At 46.2% G+C, this 23690-nt stretch carries 20 protein-coding genes; 15 read left to right on the top strand and 5 right to left on the bottom strand.

Annotated features, from left to right (window positions below; genetic code table 11):
* The first annotated feature begins 24 nt into the window (after nt 1-24).
* From AZI85_RS00395 to AZI85_RS00425, 7 genes are all read left to right on the top strand, one after another.
* Nucleotides 25-723, top strand: coding sequence for a M14 family murein peptide amidase A (locus AZI85_RS00395; RefSeq protein ID WP_063242230.1), 699 nt, complete (start codon nt 25-27; stop codon nt 721-723).
* Nucleotides 720-1403 (top strand): HAD hydrolase-like protein, encoded by a 684-nt coding sequence (locus tag AZI85_RS00400; protein WP_063242231.1) that lies wholly within the window; start codon nt 720-722, stop codon nt 1401-1403. Before AZI85_RS00395 ends, AZI85_RS00400 begins: the two co-directional genes overlap by 4 nt.
* Complete coding sequence (locus AZI85_RS00405) at nt 1391-3232, top strand: histidine kinase dimerization/phospho-acceptor domain-containing protein (protein WP_063242232.1); 1842 nt, start codon at nt 1391-1393, stop codon at nt 3230-3232. Before AZI85_RS00400 ends, AZI85_RS00405 begins: the two co-directional genes overlap by 13 nt.
* 9 nt (nt 3233-3241) lie before the next feature.
* Complete coding sequence (locus AZI85_RS00410; RefSeq protein WP_063242233.1) at nt 3242-5443, top strand: ATP-binding protein; 2202 nt, start codon at nt 3242-3244, stop codon at nt 5441-5443.
* Between the two features lie 9 nt (nt 5444-5452).
* Entirely contained in the window at nt 5453-5854 is a 402-nt protein-coding gene (locus AZI85_RS00415) for a response regulator (protein WP_253720739.1), read from the top strand.
* Nucleotides 5855-5942: 88 nt separating this feature from the next.
* Nucleotides 5943-7286 carry a DUF1214 domain-containing protein gene (locus tag AZI85_RS00420; RefSeq protein WP_063242234.1) on the top strand — a complete coding sequence of 448 codons (1344 nt, stop codon included), beginning with the start codon at nt 5943-5945 and terminating at the stop codon, nt 7284-7286.
* Between the two features lie 241 nt (nt 7287-7527).
* Nucleotides 7528-8931, top strand: a complete 1404-nt coding sequence (locus AZI85_RS00425; protein ID WP_063242235.1) for a sigma-54-dependent transcriptional regulator — start codon at nt 7528-7530, stop codon at nt 8929-8931.
* 73 nt (nt 8932-9004) lie between these two features.
* On the opposite strand, the gene AZI85_RS00430 is transcribed toward AZI85_RS00425, so the two are convergent.
* On the bottom strand, nt 9005-9421 hold the full coding sequence (locus AZI85_RS00430) for a BON domain-containing protein (RefSeq protein ID WP_063242236.1): 417 nt from the start codon (nt 9419-9421) through the stop codon (nt 9005-9007).
* A gap of 234 nt (nt 9422-9655) precedes the next feature.
* Between AZI85_RS00430 and AZI85_RS00435 the strand changes: the two genes are divergently transcribed.
* On the top strand, nt 9656-10150 hold the full coding sequence (locus AZI85_RS00435; protein ID WP_063242237.1) for a hypothetical protein: 495 nt from the start codon (nt 9656-9658) through the stop codon (nt 10148-10150).
* 4 nt (nt 10151-10154) lie between these two features.
* Here AZI85_RS00435 and speB read toward each other — a convergent pair whose 3' ends face one another.
* Entirely contained in the window at nt 10155-11090 is a 936-nt protein-coding gene (gene speB / locus AZI85_RS00440) for an agmatinase (protein WP_063242238.1), read from the bottom strand.
* A 161-nt stretch (nt 11091-11251) separates the two neighbouring features.
* Here speB and AZI85_RS00445 point away from each other — a divergent pair, with 161 nt between their 5' ends.
* From AZI85_RS00445 to AZI85_RS00455, 3 genes are read left to right on the top strand one after another with little or no spacing between them, the layout of a single operon-like run.
* Nucleotides 11252-12112 (top strand): A/G-specific adenine glycosylase, encoded by an 861-nt coding sequence (locus AZI85_RS00445; RefSeq protein WP_253720741.1) that lies wholly within the window; start codon nt 11252-11254, stop codon nt 12110-12112.
* Nucleotides 12109-13134 (top strand): TolB family protein, encoded by a 1026-nt coding sequence (locus AZI85_RS00450; protein ID WP_063242240.1) that lies wholly within the window; start codon nt 12109-12111, stop codon nt 13132-13134. Before AZI85_RS00445 ends, AZI85_RS00450 begins: the two co-directional genes overlap by 4 nt.
* The gene (locus AZI85_RS00455; RefSeq protein ID WP_063242241.1) at nt 13131-13688 is read left to right on the top strand and encodes a hypothetical protein; all 558 of its coding nucleotides are present in this window, start codon (nt 13131-13133) and stop codon (nt 13686-13688) included. The genes AZI85_RS00450 and AZI85_RS00455 overlap by 4 nt, the downstream gene beginning before the upstream one ends.
* A gap of 78 nt (nt 13689-13766) precedes the next feature.
* Here the strand turns inward: AZI85_RS00455 and AZI85_RS00460 are convergent, their stop codons facing one another.
* Nucleotides 13767-14486, bottom strand: a complete 720-nt coding sequence (locus AZI85_RS00460; protein WP_063242242.1) for a hypothetical protein — start codon at nt 14484-14486, stop codon at nt 13767-13769.
* Between the two features lie 218 nt (nt 14487-14704).
* Here AZI85_RS00460 and aceA point away from each other — a divergent pair, with 218 nt between their 5' ends.
* The gene (gene aceA, locus AZI85_RS17770; RefSeq protein WP_216635841.1) at nt 14705-17614 is read left to right on the top strand and encodes an isocitrate lyase; all 2910 of its coding nucleotides are present in this window, start codon (nt 14705-14707) and stop codon (nt 17612-17614) included.
* 44 nt (nt 17615-17658) lie between these two features.
* Here the strand turns inward: aceA and AZI85_RS00475 are convergent, their stop codons facing one another.
* Together AZI85_RS00475 and hemB are read right to left on the bottom strand one after the other, a co-directional pair.
* Nucleotides 17659-18852, bottom strand: coding sequence for an exo-beta-N-acetylmuramidase NamZ family protein (locus tag AZI85_RS00475; protein ID WP_063242243.1), 1194 nt, complete (start codon nt 18850-18852; stop codon nt 17659-17661).
* Nucleotides 18853-18921: 69 nt separating this feature from the next.
* Nucleotides 18922-19908, bottom strand: coding sequence for a porphobilinogen synthase (gene hemB / locus AZI85_RS00480; protein ID WP_063242244.1), 987 nt, complete (start codon nt 19906-19908; stop codon nt 18922-18924).
* Between the two features lie 107 nt (nt 19909-20015).
* Between hemB and AZI85_RS00485 the strand changes: the two genes are divergently transcribed.
* From AZI85_RS00485 to AZI85_RS00495, 3 genes are read left to right on the top strand one after another with little or no spacing between them, the layout of a single operon-like run.
* Nucleotides 20016-20915 carry a hypothetical protein gene (locus tag AZI85_RS00485; protein ID WP_063242245.1) on the top strand — a complete coding sequence of 300 codons (900 nt, stop codon included), beginning with the start codon at nt 20016-20018 and terminating at the stop codon, nt 20913-20915.
* Nucleotides 20906-22414 (top strand): hydroxymethylbilane synthase, encoded by a 1509-nt coding sequence (gene hemC / locus AZI85_RS00490; protein WP_063242246.1) that lies wholly within the window; start codon nt 20906-20908, stop codon nt 22412-22414. Before AZI85_RS00485 ends, hemC begins: the two co-directional genes overlap by 10 nt.
* Complete coding sequence (locus tag AZI85_RS00495) at nt 22402-23682, top strand: glutamate-1-semialdehyde 2,1-aminomutase (RefSeq protein ID WP_063242247.1); 1281 nt, start codon at nt 22402-22404, stop codon at nt 23680-23682. The genes hemC and AZI85_RS00495 overlap by 13 nt, the downstream gene beginning before the upstream one ends.
* The last annotated feature ends 8 nt before the right edge of the window (nt 23683-23690 follow it).

Below are 23690 nucleotides of genomic sequence, written 5' to 3' on the forward strand. Positions count from 1 at the left end.
GAAAAAAACAGGCTTAATTGTCTCATGCAAGGAAAAATTTTTCACCAAACTTCTTGGGCTCAAACCTCTCTTGGAACTTCTATCGAATTGTATAAAAAATCACACAGTTTGAGTGGCTTTTCCGAACGGCCCATTTTGTTTATTGGAGGAGTTCATGGCGACGAACCCGAAGGCGTTCGCCTGGCGCAGGAACTTATCCAATGGCTTAAGCAGGTGGAGGCCACTCAATCTGAGTCTATCCGCCCTTGGCTGCTGATTCCCTGTATCAACCCCGACGGTTATGCGAAAAACCAAAGAGTGAACGCCGGTGGAGTCGACCTGAACCGCAACTTTCCTTCGCGAGACTGGTCCTCAGAAGCCAAGGCACCCCGATATTATCCTGGCCCTTCGCCTGGAAGTGAGAAGGAAGTGCAGGCCTTGGTAAAACTCATTGAGGACGAAAAGCCACAGCTCATAGTACACTTTCACTCGTGGGAGCCTTGCGTTGTCTACACGGGCCAGCCTGGAAAGAAAGCCGCAGAGATACTGGCGACTGACACAGGTTACGAGGCGCGTGAAGACATTGGCTATCCGACACCGGGAAGCCTAGGGCAATACGGTTGGATGGAACACCAGATCCCGGTGATCTGTATTGAAGAACAAGAACACATTGATCTGAATTTAGTGTGGCCTCACTTTAAAAAGGGACTGGAACTTCTACTGACAGGAAAATCAATTTCATGAGTAAGTATAAATCCATCGCCTTCGACTTAGACGACACCTTGCTGGACACCTCAGGCATTCTGGTTCCCGCAGCGGCCCGCCGTTCTTGCGAAGCCATGCTGGCGGCGGGATTGCGATGTGATTTAGAAACTTGCTTGCAAATGCGCCATGAGTTGGCCTCGCAATATTCCCATACCGAAATCTTTACGAAGATTGTCGATAGATTTGGAACAAACCAAAAAGGGAAAGCCATTCACGACGCGCTTGAGCGTTTCTATAATCCCGAGATCCCTGAAAAACTTCCGATGATGCCGGGCTCTTTGGAAAACATCCAAAAACTTCGCGAGTCTCACAATTTATTTTTAGTGACGATGGGGTCTCCCGAGGCCCAGGCGCAAAAAATCCGCTCTTTAGGAATCGCGCCGCTGTTTAAAAAAATCTATATTCTGAATGGGTTTATCGGAGAGAAAAAAGAATCGGCCTTCCTGGACATTGTTCAAAGTGAAGGTCATAAACCGCAAGAGCTTTTAAGTATCGGGAATCGTCTTTCCAGTGAAATTCGTGATGGAAAGCGCATTGGTGCTGACACCTGTTACTTCGCTTATGGCGAGCACGTCGGTGAAATTCCGCAATATCCTGAAGATCATCCTGACTTTACTATCACTCAACACCAGGACCTTATCCCGACATGCGGACTTTAAAAGCCAGTTTTCTTTTAATTGGTCCTTGGGACGCCCGTTTGCAAGAGTTGGGGGCGCATATTGCCACCGACTTGCAGCAGGCCTGGCATTGGATTCAAGATTCCACCTACGATGTTGTCGCCGTATCGATCACTTTGGTTTTAGGAAAAAAGTTTCCTGAGTTTTATCAGGCCATCAAAGAAAGTTCGCCGGCGACGCAATTTATTGCCGTCGTGCCAGAAGATTTTTCCGCCCATCAGCTTTCTTTTTTGCATGAAGAGTTTTCTTTCTTCCGAGTGATGTCGAGCTATCAAGATGCCGATTTAGAAACCCACTTGTTTTCGGCCTTAGAAGAAGCCAATCAGCGTAAACAGGATGAAAACTTAGCGCTCTTAATTCGCGAACAAACAGCACAGTTAAAACGCTTGCAAATTGAACTGGAAGAACGCGTGCAAAAAAGAACAAAGTTTCTTACCGAAGCACGCCGCAAATTGTTTTTAACAAACTCTCGTATCGAAGGATTTAAGCGCGCCCTCATGGCCGTGCATCAGGCAAGCTCTGTCGGGGAAATTGAACAACTTCTTAATGAATCTATGGCGGCGACGGTTCACACCTCTTGGATTCGTTTGTTCTATCACCCGCAAGACGAACTGTTTTCAAGACAGGTGCAAGCCCAGTTGAACTTCACGCAACTGCAGGTTCCCCTTTTCCGTCATCACGAAAAAGTCGGGTCCATCTTTTTCTTGCGCGGCCCGGATCATCCTTTTACGAAGGAAGAAAGTGACTTCCTCACTCGCGTGGCCGAAGCCGTGGCTTTGGCCTTGGATCGTATTCAGAAACTGAAAGAATCAGAGTCTTTGAAAGAACAATGGGAAGCCACTTTCAACTCCATGTCTGACCCCGTTGTTCTTATCGATACGAATTATGACATCATTCAATCCAACAAGGCTTTGGACGACAGGCTTCGTGAGCAGGGCCGTGAACACACCTCGCGCAAGTGTTACCAAGTTTTATACAATCGCGAAGAACCTTGTCCGGGCTGTCAGCGTGGAACGAACTTCCGCGTGCAAAGTCAGAGCTCTTCTCCGCGCACCTTTGAAGTTTTCAGCCAAAGTCTTCCGTTGGATTCTGAAAAGCCACCGGTATTCGTCAATCTTTATCATGACGTGACTCAACAACTGAAAATGGAAAAGCAGATCTTAGAGTCGGCAAAAATGGCAGAGCTGGGAACTATCGGATCAAGTATCGCTCACGAACTGAACAATCCCTTAGGTGGCATACTATCCTTCACTCAGCTCATTAAGATGGACATGAGTCCAGACAATCCGCTTTACCCCGACATTGTGGAAATGGAAGCCGGCGTGCAACGCTGTAAAGAAATCGTGCAAAACCTATTAGGTTTCACGCGAAACCCCAATGCCGATCAGATTGGAGATATCAGTCTGAAGGAAGCCTGCTTGCGTGCTCTTAAGATCGTAGAGCTGCAAACAAAATCTCAGGGCATTGAAGTGAAGCTGCACTTCCCGGGCGACGACATTTTGGTACGTGGCCACCTTAATCTTCTGGCTCAAGCTTTGAAAAATGTTTTACAAAGTGCGATTGATCACGTCACAGATCGTTCACGCAACGAAAAGGGCTTTCGTCCAATTCTGGATATCGAAATTTCTTCCGGCACCGAACTGACATATATTTTAGTCAAGGATAACGGTACGCCAGAAAAAAACCCCAGCCTTCCTATCGGCTTAGGTCTTTCAGTGGCTTCGCAGATTTTGCGAGACTTTGAAGGCACACTGGAGTTTTCACTGAGCCAAGACCAAGAGAATATAGCGCGCATAGCTTTTTCACTTTAAAGGGTTTTTGTGGAAATCAAAATCACCAATCGCTTGATTCAGGGTATCTTTGCCCTTGGCACGGTCGTCACTCTTTCTATTCTTGTCTTAAACTTTTTATCGTTACGTGACTATCGCCGTTCTATTCGTGAACAGGAAAAAAGCGAAGCTCTGGTGACCGTCATGGAAGAACTTGTGAAGACGATGGTTGACCTCGAGACGGGCCAACGGGGTTACATCCTTACATCTAACGGTGATTTTCTTGAACCCTACGACAAAGCCCGCATCCACATTCCGCGCCACCTCGACACTTTGGATAAAGGCGCTCCCGCGGAAATTAAAAACATGGCCGAATACAAAGCGATCCGCGGACTTATTAATAAAAAAATTGGAATCTCGCGTGAACTTATTGCGCTCGTGAATGCGGGCGAAGTGAAAAAAGCTCAAGACAAAGTACGCTCTGGAACGGGTAAAGAAGTCATGGATCAGCTTCGCAACAACGTTGAAATCGTGAAAGGTGTTGAGCGCGCTAAAGTGGAAGAGCATCGTCTCATCGCTGAATCCAAAGGCCGTATCAATCGCGACTGGACAATCTTAGGTAGCGGACTTTGTTTTGCGGTTATTGTTCTGGCCTATCTTCTGACCGACATGGAAAACCGCCGACGCACCAAAGTTGAAGAAGAATTAGCACTGGCGAAGGATGCCGCTGTTGAGGCTTCTAAACACAAGTCTGAATTTTTAGCGAACATGAGCCACGAAATTCGCACTCCCATGAACGGCATTCTAGGAATGTCGGAAGTGATGCTTGCGGAAATGCCCGAGGGCAGCCAACGTGCCAAACTTGAAAAGATCCGCGATGCTGGAATGGCTCTTTTGACCCTCATCAACGGCATTTTGGATCTTTCAAAGATTGAATCCGGAAAACTGGAACTTGAAGAAAACTATTTCGAGCTGCCGAAACTTGTGCAAGAAGTTTACAACACCTTAGAATATTCCGCGAAGTCCAAGGGCTTGGACTTCGCGATTTCTATTTCTGACAACACACCTCGCGCGTTTTCCGGAGACGCTCTTCGCATCCGCCAAATTCTTATCAATCTTTTGGGGAATGCCATCAAGTTCAGCTCTTCAGGTAAAGTTGCGTTACAGATCAACTCTTACCGCGCGCAAAGTTCCAAAACGATGCTTCAAGTGCAAGTTTCCGATAACGGCCCGGGTATGACGGAAGAGACCGTCAAGAAACTCTTCACTCCGTTTGAACAAGGCGACAAAAGCACGACAAGAAAATACGGTGGAACGGGCTTGGGCCTTTCTATCACGAAAAAACTTGTAGATCTGATGAACGGAACGATTGAAGTCGAAAGCAAACCCGGAGAAGGAACTTCATTCTGGGTGAACATTCCTTTAGAGGCAGTGAATTCCATGCCGGCAACAAATAGCTCTGCGTCGCTATCGAATCCGGCATTCCTGTCATCTTTGGCTCCGTTGAAAGTGCTGGTGGCTGAAGACAACGCCACAAACCAGGAAGTGATCAAGGTTATGTTGAAACGCCTGGGTCACACCTTCACGATAGTAGAAAACGGCCGCGAAGCCATTGCCGCTTATGAAAAAGAAAAACCTGACGTGATCCTGATGGACTGCCACATGCCGGAAATGGATGGCTATGAAGCGGCAAAACATATTACTGACGGTCAAGGCGCGGTTTGGTGTCGAGGTGTCCCTATTATCGCCGTCACCGCCAATGCTGTTCGAGGCGATAAAGAGGACTGCATGCGCGCAGGAATGTGTGACTATCTGTCGAAACCTCTGACGATGGGAGAGCTCGATGATAAACTGGCGATGTGGTCACCAAAGCTTGATGCCGTCGACACCCAAATTGTGGATCCCCGTGCGATGGAACGACTTCGCCAGATCAGTGAAACTCAAGCACCCCTCTTGATGTCGCAAATCCGCGAGGAGTGGTTCAAAGAAGCTCCAGAGTCTTTACAGAAAATGAAGACGGTGATCGAACAATCTGAATGGTCCGAGGCGAGCAAAATTGCTCATCATTTAAAGTCGACTTGCGCAAACGCGGGCTTACGTCGAATGACTCAGTTCTGTTCCAAAATTGAAGAAGACATTGCTCAAAACAAGTTTGATGAAGTGATGTATTTGTTTTTACAGCTGCGTTCTGAATATAAACTTGCGTGTTTGCATTTAGGAAGAGAAAATAGAAATCAAGGTATGACTTCTTAGAGGTGGCTCGTGGATAAAAAGGTATTCAGTAAAGTGCGTGTGTTGATTAGTGATGATAATACCACCGATCGAATGATTCTGGCCGCCGCCCTCAGCGAACTTGGTTTTCAAAATATTATTCAGGCCGAAGACGGCGCTGTGGCGCTAGCTAAAATCGAACGCGCTCACGATATGGGTGCCAGTATTGATCTTCTTTTTTTGGATTGGCAGATGCCAAAACGCAATGGCCTGAGTCTTTTGACAGATCTGCGCCGATCTCAACGTCATAAAAATATCAAGATCGTTATGACCACAAATGTTGCCGACGAAAAGTCAGTCAAGGAAGCATTAAATCAAGGCTTAGATTCTTATATTATTAAGCCTCTTTCGCTAGATACATTGAAGTCCAAGCTTCTTGCGATGAAGCTTTAAGGCAGTTCCCTGACTGTTGCCACCACCTGTGAAATTCCATTCCTAGAGGCTCCGACGTTTTCTAAAATTATGAAAACAAGGAGTTGTTATGAAGCTCAAAAAGTCCCTGGCAGCGTTCTGTCTACTGTTGCTCTCGCCTTTCAGCTCGCCCGCACAAAATAATCAAAACACCATCAGTGATAAAGATATTGTCGATGCCTATCATTATTTTCTGGGCCGTCTGTTGGTGCTTCGTCAAGAGCATATCGACTTTAAAGACGGTGGATTTAAATGGAATGAAATCTATCATCGCGAACCCGGCGGTGTGGCCTGGGCCAATCCCAACTTAGACGTCGTTTACAGCGAAGCGTGGCTAGCACTAGATCCCAAAACCTGCGTTCTCGTGGATATTCCAAAAATCGAAAAAAGGTATTACACCTTCCAGGTTTTAAACAGCTGGGGCGAAACACTTTCCAACATCAACGAAAGGGCTTTCCCTCGGCATCCTTACGGAAAGTTTGCTTATTGTCAGGAAAATGCGGCGGTGAAAATCCCTACAGGCACCGAGCGCATCAATGTGGTCGGAAATAAATTTCGTGTTCTGGCCAGAGTGGAGATCGGAAAAAACCAAAAAGAAGCCGTGAGACTTCAAAAGCAAATAAAAATTCGGCCGACTGCAACGGCACAGGTTGAAACGCCAGTACAGATCCCGCTCTTTTCAAACAAAGAGCTTCCGGGGGCTACGGCATTTGAAAAAGCAGATGCGATTCTACAAAGCGAACCAGATATTAACGACAGCATGGTTCCTTTACAGGAAAAGACCCTGCTGATCAGCCGCAATCTGGGAGATGAAGCCTTTCGCGCAAGAACCGAAGAAGTTATTCGTAAAGAAGCCATTCCTTCTTTTTTGCGCGCTCTTTTGACGGAAGGAACACGCAAAAATGGCTGGGGCGCCACACCGCCTGCGGGAAAATATGGAAGTAATTATCTTTGGCGCTCTCTCGTTAACTACGGGGGGATCTGGGCCAATACTTCAGATGAGGTTGTTTATTATCGTACAAACACCGACGGAACCAATACTCCTTTGAATGGCAGCGAAACTTACACTATGACCTTTCCTGCGGATCAACTGCCAGAGACTTTGGCGAAGTTCTTTTGGTCCGTCATCGTCGTCGACGGTGAAAAGTTCATGGTCGTTCCGAACTCTTTGAAGAGATACCTAATAAACAATCAATCCAAGTTGCAGAAAAATAAAGACGGCTCTTTGACAATCGTCTTTGCGAACAAGCAACCCAAGAATTATCCGCAAGCCAACTGGCTTCCGACGCCTGACAAATCCAACTATCATCTGACATTTCGTTTTTACGGCCCGGAACTACCCGTCGTTAAAGGACAGTATTTCCCACCGCCCTTACAGAAAGTCACAACGTCACTTTCTAAAAACGAACTTTGAATTTCGGTTAATCAAAAAGGCAGATTTCTTAAATCTGCCTTCTTTTTAATCATGGTGAGGATTTTCTCGAATTTTTATCGGGTCTAGTTCGTTAAAAGGCGGCATTTTTTTCCATTCCCCGTCCAGTTTTATGGTCCTGAAAGCCTTACCTGGCGCGGATTTTTTGACAGTCCCGTCAAAAATACCCTAAGCTTAAAAAAGTACTGAAACAGTACAAGAACCCACCATGGAAGGAAGGTTCATGCGAAGCCAAAGAGTCCTAATATTAGATGACGAGTCCTCCTTAAGAACCGCACTTTTTAGAGTGCTTGATCGCAAAGGCCTGAACGTCATCACTGCCAACAAAATCGAAGAAGCCAAAGTTTTATGTCAGGGTGACACTCCTGTCGATTTAGCTATCGTTGATTTGAATCTTCCCGATGGCGATGGCATTGAATTCATGACTCATCTTAAATCTCTAAGTCCAGCGACCGAAGTTATCATTCTAACAGGTCACGCAACGATTGAGTCTGCTATCCGTGCGACACAAAAAGGCGCCTTCCACTTTGTAACTAAGCCTTTCAATCTTGAAGAGCTGATGAGCTTGATTGAAAAAGCTCTGACTCACAAAAAGCTTCAACAGGAAAATCAGCAACTTCGTTCGGAACTTAATAAGAAGTATAAATTCGATCAGATCGTCGGTAACTCAGATCAAATCCAAAATGTTTTGCGCTTGATTGAAAGAGTGGCCGATTCCGATTCGACAGTTCTGGTTACTGGTGAATCAGGAACAGGAAAAGAACTTATTGCCCGCGCTATTCACTACAACTCTCCTCGCGCGCAAGGCCCATTTATTCCAATTAACTGTGGCGCGATCCCTGCGGAGCTTCTGGAAAGTGAACTTTTCGGACATATTAAGGGAGCTTTTACGGGCGCTATTGCCAACCGCGTAGGTCGCTTTGAAATGGCTGACGGCGGAACGATCTTCTTAGACGAAATCGGAGATCTTGAACCTTCTTTGCAGGTGAAACTTCTTCGCGCGCTACAAGAGCGTAGTTTTGAACCGGTAGGCTCAACTAAAACTGTGACCGTGAATGTGCGCGTGATCGCGGCGACGAATATCAATCTTGAAGAGGCTGTCGACAATGGCCGCTTCCGTGAAGATCTTTTCTATCGTCTGAATGTCATTCCTTTGCCGGTTCCGGCTTTGCGTGAACGCAAAACCGACATTCCCTTGTTACTGAATCATTTCATGGAAATTTTTAATAAAAGCAAAGGCCGTGGTCTTTCGGGAATCACTCCCGATGCTTTAGATTGCCTTGTGAACTATGCTTGGCCTGGAAACATTCGTGAACTTGAGAATCTTGTCGAGCGCATGACGATTCTAAAAGGCCAAGGGCAGGTCGATATTTCAGATCTTCCGATCAAGTATAAGTCCGGCAAAACCGCTTCTGCGGAAGTCGGCGGTTTGGAAATCCCTGACGCAGGAATGGATTTCAACTCTGCGGTGGATGCTTACGAAAATGCTTTGATCCTAAAAGCTTTGGAAAAGACAGGCTGGAACCGAAACCAGGCGGCCGCTCTTTTAAGACTGAATCGAACGACTTTGGTGGAGAAGATCAAAAAGAAAGGTCTTATTCCTCCCAACGAAATCACACCGACATAATTTAAGAAGAAAGCCCGCCAACAGCGGGCTTTCTTGTTTGGGCTGAACTGCGTCCCTCACTACGATTGAAACTTTATTCTTTAATTAAAACTTTATTATTCACAGAGTTAATTCCTTCGACAGCCATCACTTTTTGACGAATAGATTCTTTTTCTTCAGGTGAAGCCGCCTGCCCCTGCAACGTCGCCCGTCCATTTTGAACACGAATGTTCACATTGCGAGCTTCGGATGATAATGAAGTATCGCGTTGCAAGCTACGACGAGCCATCGCTTGAATTTCAGAATCTGATTTGGCAGGTGCGTTCATCGCCGTGTCACCAGCAGGCATGGATGTCGCAGTGCTTGTTGCTTCACTATCAACTCCTGTTGGCGCCGATTCATACATTGAATCACGGTCATAAGAATGTTTCGCCTTATCATCGGAAGTGTCCGCGAACGAAGTGCCACCTAAAACAGTCAGAGCTAATAATGTCACAAGTTGCGTTTTCATTAGATCCTCCTCGTTGTTCTTCTTTTAACAACTTCATTGTAAACCCCTGTCGCGCATTACACAAAAAATCAGCAAAACTTGTGGGCTGCCACTTGGCGAAAGAGCGAATCATTTCAGCGTGGAAAAGAAAAAGGATCTGGCCCCGATTCGGACAGCGCCAATTCTCATGTTCTATTGTGATTGTTTTCAAAAGACCTGGGCCTTTGCAGAAGGCTTTAGCACGAGGAGATCTTTATGAAAAAACTCATTTTTGTTCTGTTCTTTTTTAATGTGGGAAATTCTTTTGCATCGGTTCCGTTAGAACTTCCGCTCTCGCTGCAAAACTTGAAAATGGAATGCGCCCGAACCGAGGAAGACTTTCCTGATTTTGCCTGTTTGAAATTCGAGTTCTTCCAAAGCAGTCCCGAACGTCTTCAACTGGATCTTCAGGAATTGATTGAAACTAATGAATACAACCTGCAAAGAACAAGTTCATCGAAAATGCTAGCTACTTTAATGAGTTCCATGGATGCGCAAATTTATCGCTATCAAAGAATCGAACACCGAGAAACTTTGCGCCGCTTAAAAACAAAAAATCACTGGGAGCTTTTGAAGGTCAAAAAAGATTTAGAAAGTTTTATGTGGGATCCACATACTTACTGGTATCCCAGCGTGAATGCGATGAGTTTTATTGCGGTGGATCCCCGCCGGCACGTGATCGCCGTGATTTCTCACGGCGAAAGAAACTAGTTAATTATTTCTTCTTCGGGAAAAGATGCAGCATCTCAAACAAGGCATCCATTCCTGCCAAAGCCGTAATATCACTGTGATCAAACGGAGGAGAAATCTCAACAACATCCCCGCCCACAAGGTTCGGAATCTTTAAGGCGCGGAAAATGCGTTGTACTTCATAAGTCGTCAAACCACCAGGGACTGGAGTTCCAGTTCCTGGGGCGCAGCTAGGATCCAAGTTGTCGATGTCATAGCTGATATAAGTCGGTGTATCATCAAATACCGGAAGCGTGCGCAGGAATTCGTTTAAAGGTTGATTGCGAACATCGTCAACCGTGACCACGCGAATGCCGTGGGCGCGCACAAAATTCAAATCATCTCCGCCGGCCAAGGGTCCGCGAATTCCGATTTGCACCATTTTCTTAGGATCTACCAGTCCTTCTTCGACAGCATGGCGAGCAAAAGCCCCATGATGGTATTCACAACCCCAAGCCGCAGGATAAGTATCCAAATGAGCATCGAAGTGAACGAAAGCCAAAGGCTTGCCATATTTTTTTCGCAGGGCCCGTAAGACCGGAAGCGTGGTTGAGTGGTCACCACCGACAGCTAAAAAGCGCTTACCGTGATTTAAAATTTCAGTCACAAATTTTTCGATGCGCTCATATGTCTGACCTTGGTCAATAGGCACTGTCGGGCAATCGCCAATATCAGCAACTTTTAAATTCTCAAAAAAGTTTTCCGCACGGGTCATATGGAAACCACGTCCCAGGGCTGAAACTTCGCGCAATTTTGTTGGCGCAAAGCGTGCTCCCGGTCGATAAGAAACGCCACCGTCGTAAGGTATGCCAAAGATTCCGACTTCATAGTCGGCGTCTAATGAAACGTAGGGCAACCGGAAGAAGGTCTTGATCGCAGAAAAACGGGGAAACTCACGTCCGCTTAACGGTTTGTATTCCATATTGACTCCTCAAATACCGTACGACTACATTACCGCGGATGAGCTCAAATTACGACTATAAACTCGACCACAAGCAACTTACGCAATGGTACAAAAAGAACCTGCGCGCCCTTCCCTGGAGAGAGAACAAAGACCCTTATCGTATTTGGCTTTCAGAAGTTATGTTGCAACAAACAACCGTTGTTGCGGTCATTCCTTATTTCGAAAAATTTCTTAAAAAATTTCCCACCGTGCAGGACTTGGCGAATGCTCCGGAAAATGAAGTGCTAGAAGCTTGGGCCGGTTTAGGTTATTACTCTCGTGCCCGCAATCTCCACAAAGCCGCTAAAGCTTTGGCCGAAAAAGGTTTTCCCAAAACAGCCGCAGAGCTTTTAGAACTTCCCGGTTTTGGTTCCTATACCTCCCGCGCCGTGGCTAGCATCGCCTTTGGAGAAAAAGTCGGTGTCCTGGATGGAAACGTCATCCGCGTCCTTTCACGTCGTTATGGATTGAAGTTAGAATGGTGGAATAACAAAGGCCGCGAGATTTTACAGAAGATCTCAGACGAGCTCTCGTTGTTGGGAAATGCCGATGTGGTAAACCAAGGTCTTATGGAACTCGGTGCGACCGTCTGTACACCGCAAAAAGTAACTTGCATGTTATGTCCGTGGGTGAATACGTGTGTGTCGCGTGAAAAAAATCTGGTTGAGAAATTACCTCTAAAAAAACCACGCAAAGAAAGCGAAGTCTGGGTCTGGAAGCCGTTTGTCGCGATCAAAGACCGGAAGGTCGCCTTGGTGAAAAATGATTATGCTCCGTTCTTGAAAGGTCAGATGATTTTTCCTGGAGAAATCGCCATGGAAAAAAACAAGCCCAAGGACTATGATGTCAAACACAACATCACACATCATGATATCTTTATTCAGATTCATTCGAAAAAATCCGTTAGTGGTAAGAACGTCGAATGGGTAGAGCTTAAAGAATTGAAGAAGGTCAATCCTTCTTCTCTGTTACAGAAAGTGCTGCATAAGGTTGATATATGAAGTGGATCCAGTGGAAAGTTGCAGGTGTATTTTTTCTTCTTTCGGCCTGCACACACTTGAGCGTCACCAAGGACGTATTAACTTCTGACTTTTTACTTACTAAAAACACAAAACAAATCACCTTCCTGGGTGATAACGATCATCCCCGCTTTTCCGAAGATGGAAAGCGTTTGATCTATAGCAGTCGTTCCCGCGCATCTCACAAAGGTTGGCAAGTGTACGAGATGGACCTTGAAAACAACAAGGAACGTCGGGTGACCTTCTCTGATGGCGATGCCTTCGATGCCATCTATATCTCTAAATCTGAAATTCTTTATGCGTCGACAACAGATGAAATTAAAGAAAGTCCGTTGCTAAATAAAAACTTCGACAAAGAGTTTCCCCCTTCAGACCTTTACATGAGTGATCTGTATGGGACAAACATTCTGCGCGTGACTCAACAGCCGGGCTTCGATGCTCAGCCATTTTTTGTTTCTCACGCGACAAGACCCTCTATATTTTTTACTTCGCGACGTGGAGAGCTCTCAGGGATTTATCGCTTGGACTTAAAGAAAGTTCCGGTCAGTTTGATCTCTGCAGAAAAAGAAAAGGAAAAGCGGTTCCCCGCAATCACTCCCGACCGTTCGCAAGTGGCGTGGGCGGAAAAGAATTTGAAAACGGGCGAAGAAAGCTTGGTCCTTTATAATCTGAAAACAAAAATTCCTTTTATGTTGAAATCCAACGAAGGAAATTACCGCGATCTGTTCTTCTCGCCTCGCAATCCCCAACGTCTTTTTTATAGCATTTTACGTAAAGGCGAAAAGCGTTACCAAATCGAGGTCTATGACATCGACAAGCAGTGCACGCAGGTGGTTTTTAAAGGCAATGACTCGTTGTCTTCACCGGCTATTTCGAATGAAGAAACTGAACGCGTCGCCTTCTCGCGCCTATTCCAGGATAAGAAACAAATTTACATTGTGAATCTTCCAGTTGATTTAGGCCCTTGCCTTGAACCGGCCGCCCAAGCTACTCTTAAGAAGTGAAATCCTTAGTCGCCTTTATTACATTCTGTTCCTCAGTAACGTTGGCAGCGCCGCATCCGGCGACGAGTTCGTCTGCGTTCACCGCCCCCGAAAAAGGCCTCTATTTTCTGCACAAAGGTTTCACTTTAAAAACGGAAGGAACGAACTGGGTTCCGGTAGCAAACAGTGAGGAAAGTCTTTTAGACACCGTTCGTTTTGCTCCGCGCGACAATCAGACAGAAGGCAGTCTTAGTATTCGTACTGATAAAGTCGCAAAAAATGCCTCGCTAGAGCTTTATACACGCAAATGGATGCGTGATTACCCGAACTATGGCTTTGAGGTGATTTCAGCGAAGAACTTCACTTTGAATGGCAGTCCTGCTTTGGTTGTGGATATGCTTTCAAGATCTAAGAATAAACAAATTCGCCAAGTCGTTTTAAAGAACGAAGACCGCGTCGCGATCATGACTTGTCTTGATGATAAGGCTCGCTTCACAAAAGCTCTGCAAAGCTGCAATCAAATCATGAAAACTTTTGCGTGGACGCCCCCTGAGACGATGCCCGCGAAGCGGTAGCTTTATGTGCTTCCACTGACAAAAAAAAGAGCCAAGACAACTTGGCTCTTTAAAGGAAATAACAATTTATAGCGGAAACTAGTTACAGCTTTTACCCCACGTGTTGGCCGTTTTATCACCTACACCAATGTGTAAAGAAGCACTTCCGTAGTGACCGATCGCGCGCAATCTTTTCTTTGCTCTCATTTTACAAAGCTCACGGAAAGCACGGTCCGCCTCGCTATTACTTGCAAAGCGCACGTCAATAGAAGTTCCGTAAGGATGACGACCTTTTGCTCCGCCTACGTTTTTATTGTAAGGCTCGGGTCTCCACCAGTTATAGATATGGCTGATTTTGATTCCTTTTGCGGAAAGATCCTGAAGGATTTTTACGCCCGCGATCGGATACTGCCAGGTCTTTTCATCGGGATGAATCAACTGATGTTCTTGGCTTGATCCGTAAGTACAACGGAATGTCGAAGCCGAATTCTTGTTAGGTCTAACAAGCTGGCTGCACCAAGATGAATTGTTTGTCTCTTTAGAACAACGTTGAAGGAATTCTTCTTCTTTCGTGTTTCCTAAATTTACTTGTGCTTTCTGGCTTGAAGAAGCTCTGACACAACCCAAAGATTCAATTTCGGGATCGATGGCTTCTTCGCTGTCATTATGAATGTGGTCTGCGATGTCTTCGGAAGCGCCGTCTTCAATAGCAGCAGAGGTTTCTTCGTTAAGAGCATCTCCTGAGCTCGCTGGTTGACATCCAATTTGGCCTAGACCTAATGCAAACATCAACGATAGCGTCGTCATTTTAAACTTCATCCATTCTCCTTGCTCGGGTTAATTCTTCGTAATGAGTTGCTAGGCTACACGCCTTACGAAGTTTTAATCCACCCTTTGAAAGGCACTTCTGGAGCTAAGTTCAGGGGAATGTGAGTCAGTTCTTCATCCGGAAAAATACAAATATGAATGGATTCTTATTCACTTGTTTAGATCTTCACGAGGCCTCAGGATTTTTAGATCAGGAGAGGAGTCTTCCAATGAACGTTAATGATCTTCAAGCCGAGTTAATCACCCCCGACGCCGCCAATTTTTTAATTTCTCTTCACGAAAAATTCGATGGCCTTCGTCGTCACATGCTGATGAAAAGAAAAACTTTGGTGAATGAATTCTGTGAAGGGGCTCGCCCTCAGTTCCTGGAAAAAACTCGCAGCATTCGTGAATCCGACTGGAAGATTGCAGAAGCTCCCAAAGATCTGCAGGATCGTAGGGTCGAGATCACAGGCCCCGCGGAACCTAAGATGATTATCAATGCGCTGAACTCCGGCGCCCAAGTTTTCATGGCGGACTTTGAAGACTCCCTCAGTCCAACATGGTTCAATCTTCTTAACGGACAAGAGGCTTTGCAAAAAGCCGTTCGTCGCACACTCACTCATCGCAACGAAAATGGCAAAGAATACAAGCTGAATAAAAATATCGCGACCCTTGTCGTACGCCCTCGTGGTCTTCACTTAGACGAGCAGCACTTTATGATTCGCGGAGAGCCTATCTCAGGGGCCCTTTTCGATTTCGGCCTTTACATGTTTCATAACGCCAAAGAACTGATTAAGCGCGGCACCGGGCCTTATTTCTATCTGGCTAAATTAGAAAATCATGAAGAAGCAACCTGGTGGGCTGATGTTTTCAAATTTACGGAAGAAAAATTAGAAATTCCCAGCGGGACCATTCGCGCGACGGTTTTAATTGAAACCATCACGGCCGCTTTTGAAATGGATGAAATTCTGTTTGCCCTTAAAGACTATGCGGCGGGCCTTAATGCCGGTCGCTGGGATTATATCTTCAGTCTTATTAAAAAGTTTCATGCTTGTCCTGAGTTCGTTCTTTCTGAACGCGCTCGTGTGACGATGACAACGCCCTTTATGGAAGCTTACTGCAAGCTCTTAGTGCAAACTTGTCACAAGCGTGGCGCTCACGCTATGGGCGGAATGGCTGCCTTTATTCCGAACCGTCAAGACCCCGATCTTACAAAAAATGCCATTCACAAAGTCGCGGAAGACAAATCCCGCGAAGTGCGTCTGGGATTTGATGGTACATGGGTGGCTCATCCTGATTTAGTTCCGGTGGCCTTTGCGGAATTCACTCGTGTGTTGGCCGATCGTCCTCACCAAAAACATGTTTCACCTCGCGGACCCGTTTTTGCGGAAGATCTTTTAAAAGTGCCTAAAGATATTCATGTCTCTGAAGAAGGCGTGCGCACAAATATCTCTATCACCCTTCGTTATCTGGATAAGTGGCTTTCCGGTATTGGCGCTGCCGCTTTAGACAACCTGATGGAAGACGCCGCCACCGCCGAGATTTCGCGCAGTCAATTATGGCAGTGGCTGCATCATCACGTTGTTTTAACGGATGGCTCCCCATTAACTTACGGTCGATACAAACTGCTTTTGCAGGAAGAAATTTTTAATTTGGAATCTCAGGACGTACCGCATTTGAAAAAGGCAGTTTCGCTTTTAAATTACATGGTTCTTACTGAGGACTTCCCAAATTTCCTAACCACGATGGCTTATGAACAACTAACTAAAGCGGAATCAAAGGAGATTGAAATGGTCAACGGCATGGAAGCTCATAAAAAGTCAGTGGATGCTCAATGGGCCACAGATGAAAGATGGAAGGGCGTGAAGCGCAACTACGGTTCAGCCGAAGTGGCAAAACTTCGCACGTCCATTCCTGTTCAATACACGCTCGCTGAAATGGGCGCAAAAAAACTGTGGGGCCTTTTAAAGAACTCCCCTTATGTAAATACTTTTGGCGCAATGACAGGCGGTCAAGCGGCGCAAATGGTGAAAGCCGGACTGCAAGCGATTTACGTCAGTGGTTGGCAGGTGGCAGCGGACGCAAATCTTTCTGGTCAAACTTATCCCGATCAAAGCCTTTATCCTTCTAACAGCGTTCCGAATCTTGTCAGACGCATTAACAACTCTTTCATGCGCGCGGACCAGATCGCGAATCAAACTGGGAAAGACATGCGCGGCGAAGACTGGTATGCACCCATCGTCGCCGATGCTGAAGCCGGCTTCGGGGGGCCGTTGCATGCCTTTGAATTGATGAAATCAATGATCGAGGCCGGAGCGGCCGGCGTGCACTTTGAAGATCAGTTAGCCGCTGAAAAAAAATGCGGACACATGGCGGGGAAAGTCCTTATTCCGACAAGTAATTTCATTCGTACTTTGCAAGCGGCTCGCTTGGCAACGGATGTTCTAGGTGTTCCAACAGTGATCATCGCAAGAACCGATGCCCTAAGCGCGACGTTGATGACTTCGGATATTGATCCTGCCGATCACCCATTCCTGACGGGCGAAAGAACTCCCGAAGGTTATCATGTAATTCGCGGGGGTCTAGAGTACGCCATCGCACGCGCGATCGCTTACGCTCCTTGGGCGGATGTGCTTTGGTTTGAAACATCCAAACCCGATATGAAAGAAGCTGAAACTTTTGCTAAAGAAGTTCATAAGAAGTACCCAGAAAAAATTCTGGCTTACAACTGCTCGCCTTCTTTCAATTGGAAAATGCACCTTAGTGATGGAGAGATTGCGGAATTCCAAGATCATCTTGGCAAACTTGGTTATAAGTTTCAGTTCATCACATTGGCAGGCTGGCATTTAGTGAACTATCACACTTTCGATCTGGCTCATCGCTACTCGACCGACGGCATGACAGCTTACGTGGAATTGCAAGAGCAAGAATTCGAAGCGGCGGAAAAAGGTTATACCGCAGTGAAACACCAAGCCGAAGTGGGAACAGGATACTTCGACGAAGTTCTTCAAGTGATCACCGAGGGCCAAGGTTCTACAGGTGCGTTGAAGGGCTCTACCGAAGAACAATTCCATCAAGGTTCTTCAAATCAACCACCGCCTCCACCAGAGACAGTGACTCAACCGCTGCAACACTAATGCAAAAATAAAAAAGAGATCTGGGTTTCCAGATCTCTTTTTCTTTAGTACAAAAGATATTTTTTTCTTTCCTTAGCCCAGGATTTTTCATCCACCGCCAAGGCTTTATCCAGATCTTTCGGAGTGGCTTTGCTATCTTCGATCCACTCTCTCAAAGCCGGACCGCCATTGATCACATCAAAGGCCAAACGATCTTTCACATACTCATAGGCGAAATCACGGTAGATCGGATAATCGGGATGCATTTCACGAATCACTTTCAACATCAAAGCCGTCAGGCGGAAAGGCTTAAACTGATCGTGTTTGTAAGCTTTGCTATCTGTATGGAACTGGAATCCGTGACAAAGTTTTCCGACGTGCTTGTGGAAAGTCGGTTCAAAATAGCATTCGCGAAGCACCACACCTTTAAACCATTGCGGCGCTTTTTTCTTCATGCGTTTTAAGACTTCGCTGAAATCAATATCCGAAGCTCCAATGATTTCTAAAGCTCGTGTCGTGCCACGTGCTTCAGACAAAGTCGTTCCTTCAATTAAAACTGTTCCAGAATAAGCGCGTGCCATATTGAGTGACGCCGCATTCGGCGAAGGATTCACCCACGGACGAGAAAGATCCCACCCGAAACCCGGCTTCTTATCGGGCGCATAGCCTTTCATCTTCACGACTTTTAAATCCAAGTTCATTTTGTAAAAGTCTTTGAAATAAAGCGCGAGTTCACCGACAGTCAGGCCGTGACGCATCGGAATCGGAGCCGCACCAACAAAAGATTCCCAACCCGGAAGCATTTTAAAACCCTCAATGGGTCGGCCCGCAGGATTCGGACGATCTAAAACGATCACTCCTTTACCTAGTTTCGCGCACTCTTCCATCACGTAAAGCAAGGTCGTGATGAAAGTATAAATACGGCAACCCAAATCCTGAAGATCAAAAAGGACGACATCAAAGCTGTCCATCATCTTCGCCGTAGGACGACGAACTTCGCCATAAAGACTGAAGACAGGAATTTTATGAATGGGATCAATAAAGTCCGGGCTTTCAATCATGTTGTCTTGCTTGTCACCACGCACACCGTGCTGAGGACCAAAAGCACAAGACAGTTTTATTTTTTTAGAAAGCAAATCCAGACTGTGTTGAAGATTTTCATCGACACTGGCGGGATGGCAAACAAGACCAACGCGCTTGCCTTTCAGAGATTTTAATAGCGGAGCACTGGATAAAAGAACCTCAACACCTAACTTCATAACAACGTCCTTGTTAAAGGAAAATTGTAATAACGGAAGCAGGTGCTGTCAAAAAGGTTCAGGATAAGACTAGTTGACGTTCTTGCGCAGCCACTCCGCCATTGGCAGTGCGAAATATGTAAAGATCACGTCAGCCCCGGCACGGCGGATGGAATACAAGGTCTCAACCATCGCGCGAGTCTCGTCAAGGAAACCGGCTTTTGCGCCCGCCTTGATGATCCCGTATTCACCACTCACGTTGTAAGCTGCAACTGGCAAATGCGTGTGCGACTTCACCAGGCTGATGATGTCCAAGTAACTTAACGCGGGCTTTACCATCACCATGTCGGCACCTTCAAGCTCATCGAGTTCGATCTCGCGCAAAGCCTCGCGGGCGTTACGGAAATCCATCTGATAAGTTTTTTTATCACCGAATTTAGGTGCCGAATCCAAGGCTTCACGGAAAGGCCCATAAAAACTGGAGGCGTATTTTGCCGAATAAGAAAGGATGCCGACATCTGTGAACCCCTCGTCATCCAAGGCCTCACGAATAGCCCCCACGCGACCGTCCATCATATCCGATGGCGACACGATGTCCGCACCATTTTGAGCGTGGACGATGGACATCTTCGCTAGAATTTCGACGGTTTCGTCATTCAGAATTTTGCCGTTTTTTACGACGCCATCGTGACCATCAGAAGAATAGGGGTCCAGGGCCACATCCGAAATCAATGTCACATCGGGGAACTTATCGCGAATCATTCTCAAAGTGGTCGGTAAAAGGCCGTTTGGGTTTAAAGATTCTTTTCCGTAAGAATCCTTGAGTGTCTCGGAAATAGCCGGAAAAAGATCGAAGGACTTCACGCCCAATTCGACCGCTTTTTGCACTTCCTGTAGCAACATATCCGGGCTCATGCGGTAAATACCCGGCATAGATTGAATGGCTTGCTTTTCACCCTTACCGTCGACAACAAAAAGAGGTAATACGAGCTGAGAAGGTCTCAAATCGGTCTCTGCCACCATTTGGCGCAGGGCTTCAGTTTTGCGATTACGACGTGGTCTTTGAGTGAGCTTCATATAATCTCCATCCCCTGCCTATTTCCCAGGCATTACAGCAATTTTCATTCGTCGGATGACAATTGGATGACACTTAATTGAAAGTTTAGTGATAAACCTTTCTGTACATGGAAGATATACTTCTCGTTCACAGAAAATCCAATAGAAACTTCTCGGAGTCTCTCCAAGATGCAGCGATCTGGAAAACCTGCCTTCGCAAAATTCTTTTTTGCACGGAAGGCGAGTTGGCTGGTTACGCGGATGTTCTGGAAAAAGAAGATCACATCCTTCGCGGCGAACAAGCCCTGAGCTTGTTGTTAGAAATTCTTTGCGGCCTGCACTCACCGATTGTTGGTGAGACCGAAGTCTTCGGACAATTTAAAAACTTTGTTGAGTCACGTAAACAATTGGGTGACACGCTTTTTGGAGATCACCAAAAATGGTTGAACTTCATCATGGCAGAAGTAAAGAAAACGCGCGCAGAACATCTTGTCGGTATTGGCTCGCAAAGCTACGGAAGCCTTTTGCGCAGATACACAAAAGATCTTGAGACCGTCACAATGTGCGGTTCGGGTCAATTGGCGCAAGAAATTCTTCCTTGGCTGGCTCACAAGAAAGCTCTTCAAGCGATCTGCCGTGATCCTGCAAAATTGCAAAATTTTTCAGAGAAATACAACAATCTGACTATCACGACTTACAATGAATCATACATTCATGGCGAGGCGATGGTGATTGCGGCTCCGTTGAGCGACGCACGTATCTTGGAACTGATGAGCAAACAGGACACCCGTCCGACAGCTGTTTTTGATTTGCGCGGAGAAGAAAACGAATTGGCTTCTTTGATCGCAGAAAAGTTCCCCCACGTGGTTTTCATGGGGCTTCATCAATTCTTTGCAGAGATTGAAGAAACAAAAAAGGATACTCACAACAAGATTCAGGCTTTGAAAGCACATCTTCTTGAAAAAGCCGTAGCCTTTATGCAAAGAACGGAGCTTCGCCCACTTGGTTGGGACGATCTATGCGCATAAAAATTTCCGCTCGCAAGAGCGACTTGGCTCGCCTTCAGGCTTATACCGTCGGCGAAGCACTTCAAAAAAAACACCCTGCTTTAGAAGTAGAATATCGTTTCAAAGAATCTTTGGGTGATATCAATCTGACGGATCCTTTATGGAAAATTCCAGAAAAAGGTGTCTTCACTGAAGATTTCTATGGCGAGCTTTTGCGCGACGAAACAGATATGGTCGTGCACTCTTGGAAGGATCTTCCGACAGAAGGCAAAGTCGATACTCTGATCGCTGCGACCTTGCCACGAGCGGATCAACGAGATCTTTTGCTTTTAAAAACTTCGCACTTTGAAAAAATCAAAGCGAGTGGCGCACTGAAAGTATTCAGCTCTTCTCCTCGTCGTGAATACAATCTGACGGACTTTTTTAAATCGCACCTGCCTTTTAATTTGAACTCGGTGAAGTTTGAAAGCGTGCGCGGAAATATTCCCACGCGTGTTCGTAAACTTTTAGAAAGTTCGGAAACAGATGGTCTGATCGTGGCGAAAGCGGCGTTGGATCGTTTGCTCACGGCACCCCAAGCTGAATTTAAAGAAGTTCAAGAATTGTTGCGTGGTTATATGCAACAGCTGACGTGGGCCGTATTGCCTTTAAGTATTAATCCCAATGCCGCCGCTCAAGGGGCCTTGGCCGTTGAGATTCTGACAACTCGTCGCGACCTCAATGACCTTCTTAAATCCATTCATGATGAAGACACGTACCGCTGCGCTCAAAAAGAGCGCGAGATTCTTTCAAGTTTCGGTGGCGGCTGTCATCAGAAGATCGGTGTTGCGGTGATGACTCGTCCCTACGGCGATATTACATTGCTCAAAGGTCTGACGGATCAGGGGCAAGTTTTGGATGCCCGCGAGCTTCAATTGAAGGAGAAAGCTCCTCAATTTAATGAAAACCAAATGTGGTCAAGTGAAGTGAAAGCCGACCGCAACAATTTGCACTTTTCCGGCTTACCGGCAAATACGAACGCGGTTTTCGTGGCTCGCAGCGAAGCTTGGCCTTCCGAACTTCAATTCCCAGGATTTGTTTGGACTGCAGGGCTTAAAACATGGAAAAACTTGGCCCAAAAAGGTATATGGGTTCACGGCTCTTCGGAAAGCCTGGGCGAGCAAGAAAACGCACGCATTGATATTCTTGCGGGAACGTCTTTGCAGTGGGCGAAACTTTCGCACGACGAAGGCTTTGCCGCGAACTCCGCGGAACTTCCTTTGGTAGCGACTTACACGTTGAAACCAACAGGCAGCTTAGAAGGCCTCGCTGATAAAGAAAGCTTTTTCTGGAGTAGCGGCAGCCAATTCTTGCAAGCTGTGCAAGAGGCGCCTGAAATTTTGAATAAAAACCACGCCTGTGGCCCGGGCAACACTTACAAAGTGATCCGTGCTTACATGGAAAATAAAAATGCTTTTGATCCTTCCCGCTTAAGAATCTTTTTGGATCAAGATGACTGGAGAAAACAATGCACAAAGTAACCTCTGAAGAATTATTCCAACGCGCCTTGAATGTGGCTCCGGGTGGAGTTCACTCTCCTGTTCGTTCTTTTAAAGGCTTGGATCGCGCGCCTGTTTTCTTCAAAAAAGCGGAAGGTGCTTATTTAACTTCGGTTGAAGACAAAAAGTACATCGACTTCTGTCAAAGCTTTGGTCCATTGATCTTGGGTCACTTAGATCCCGAAGTGAAAGAAGAAGTTCATCGCATGGTCGACACCGCTTGGACTTTCGGGGCGACAGAAATCTACTCTTTAGAACTTGCAGAGTGGATCACTAGCACACTTCCTTTCATGGAAAAATTACGTTTCGTTTCTTCTGGAACAGAAGCGGTGATGAGTGCTTTGCGCGTCGCTCGCGCGGCAACAGGTCGTAATAAAATTTTAAAATTCGAAGGCTGCTATCACGGTCACGTTGACAATCTTCTGGTAAAAGCCGGAAGCGGACTTGCGGGAGCTGCGGCTTCTTCGAGTGCCGGTATCCCTGCGGAAGTAGCAGCGCAAACAGTAGTGACTCCTCTTGACGACGAACAAAAACTTCAAGAGGTCTTCCACAATTTCGGTAAAGACATTGCGGCTGTTATCATCGAACCACTTCCCGCAAACTATGGTCTTTTGATTCAAACACAAGAGTTCTTAAAGAAAGTGGCTGAGCTTTGCGAAAAGAACGGAAGCCTTTTGATCTTCGACGAAGTGATCTCTGGTTTCCGCGTGGGCCTGCAAGGCATGGTTGAAAAAACCGGCATCCGTCCTGACTTGGTCACTTACGGTAAGATCATCGGTGGTGGTTTCCCAGTCGGTTGCTACGGTGGAAAAAAAGAACTGATGAACATGGTCGCTCCAAGCGGAGACGTTTACCAAGCGGGTACTTTAAGCGCGAATCCTATCGGCATGCGCGCCGGTCTTACAACGCTTAAGAAAATGCAGCGCTTGGATGGATGGAATGTTCTAGAAAAAAGAACTCAAAAGTTCACAGATGCCATCCGCGCTGGATTTGCGAAAAAAGGCGTGCCTTTGGAAGTCAGCCACTCGGCTTCTTTGTTCTGGATTCATGGTCCTTCAAAAACTCCAATTCGTACGATTGAACAAATTCCTGGAAACCAAGGAGCTACCTTCAAAGGTCTTTTCTTAAAATCTTTGGAAAAAGGTATTTATCTAGCGCCGAACGCTTACGAAGTGGGTTTTGTTTCTATGGCTCATACGGATGAGATTCTAGAGCAGGCCGCACAAGCCATTATCGACGCTGCAGAATAGGAATCGTG

The organism is Bdellovibrio bacteriovorus (assembly GCF_001592755.1).
GTDB lineage: Bacteria > Bdellovibrionota > Bdellovibrionia > Bdellovibrionales > Bdellovibrionaceae > Bdellovibrio > Bdellovibrio bacteriovorus_E.

Coding starts and splice junctions, on each gene's coding strand:
- AZI85_RS00395 (WP_063242230.1), top strand. CDS start 25: ATGCAAGGAAAAATTTTTCACCAAACTTCTTGGGCTCAAACCTCTCTT.
- AZI85_RS00400 (WP_063242231.1), top strand. CDS start 720: ATGAGTAAGTATAAATCCATCGCCTTCGACTTAGACGACACCTTGCTG.
- AZI85_RS00405 (WP_063242232.1), top strand. CDS start 1,391: ATGCGGACTTTAAAAGCCAGTTTTCTTTTAATTGGTCCTTGGGACGCC.
- AZI85_RS00420 (WP_063242234.1), top strand. CDS start 5,943: ATGAAGCTCAAAAAGTCCCTGGCAGCGTTCTGTCTACTGTTGCTCTCG.
- AZI85_RS00425 (WP_063242235.1), top strand. CDS start 7,528: ATGCGAAGCCAAAGAGTCCTAATATTAGATGACGAGTCCTCCTTAAGA.
- AZI85_RS00430 (WP_063242236.1), bottom strand. CDS start 9,421: ATGAAAACGCAACTTGTGACATTATTAGCTCTGACTGTTTTAGGTGGC.
- AZI85_RS00435 (WP_063242237.1), top strand. CDS start 9,656: ATGAAAAAACTCATTTTTGTTCTGTTCTTTTTTAATGTGGGAAATTCT.
- speB (WP_063242238.1), bottom strand. CDS start 11,090: ATGGAATACAAACCGTTAAGCGGACGTGAGTTTCCCCGTTTTTCTGCG.
- AZI85_RS00445 (WP_253720741.1), top strand. CDS start 11,252: ATGTTGCAACAAACAACCGTTGTTGCGGTCATTCCTTATTTCGAAAAA.
- AZI85_RS00450 (WP_063242240.1), top strand. CDS start 12,109: ATGAAGTGGATCCAGTGGAAAGTTGCAGGTGTATTTTTTCTTCTTTCG.
- AZI85_RS00460 (WP_063242242.1), bottom strand. CDS start 14,486: ATGAAGTTTAAAATGACGACGCTATCGTTGATGTTTGCATTAGGTCTA.
- aceA (WP_216635841.1), top strand. CDS start 14,705: ATGAACGTTAATGATCTTCAAGCCGAGTTAATCACCCCCGACGCCGCC.
- AZI85_RS00475 (WP_063242243.1), bottom strand. CDS start 18,852: ATGAAGTTAGGTGTTGAGGTTCTTTTATCCAGTGCTCCGCTATTAAAA.
- hemB (WP_063242244.1), bottom strand. CDS start 19,908: ATGAAGCTCACTCAAAGACCACGTCGTAATCGCAAAACTGAAGCCCTG.
- AZI85_RS00485 (WP_063242245.1), top strand. CDS start 20,016: ATGGAAGATATACTTCTCGTTCACAGAAAATCCAATAGAAACTTCTCG.
- hemC (WP_063242246.1), top strand. CDS start 20,906: ATGCGCATAAAAATTTCCGCTCGCAAGAGCGACTTGGCTCGCCTTCAG.
- AZI85_RS00495 (WP_063242247.1), top strand. CDS start 22,402: ATGCACAAAGTAACCTCTGAAGAATTATTCCAACGCGCCTTGAATGTG.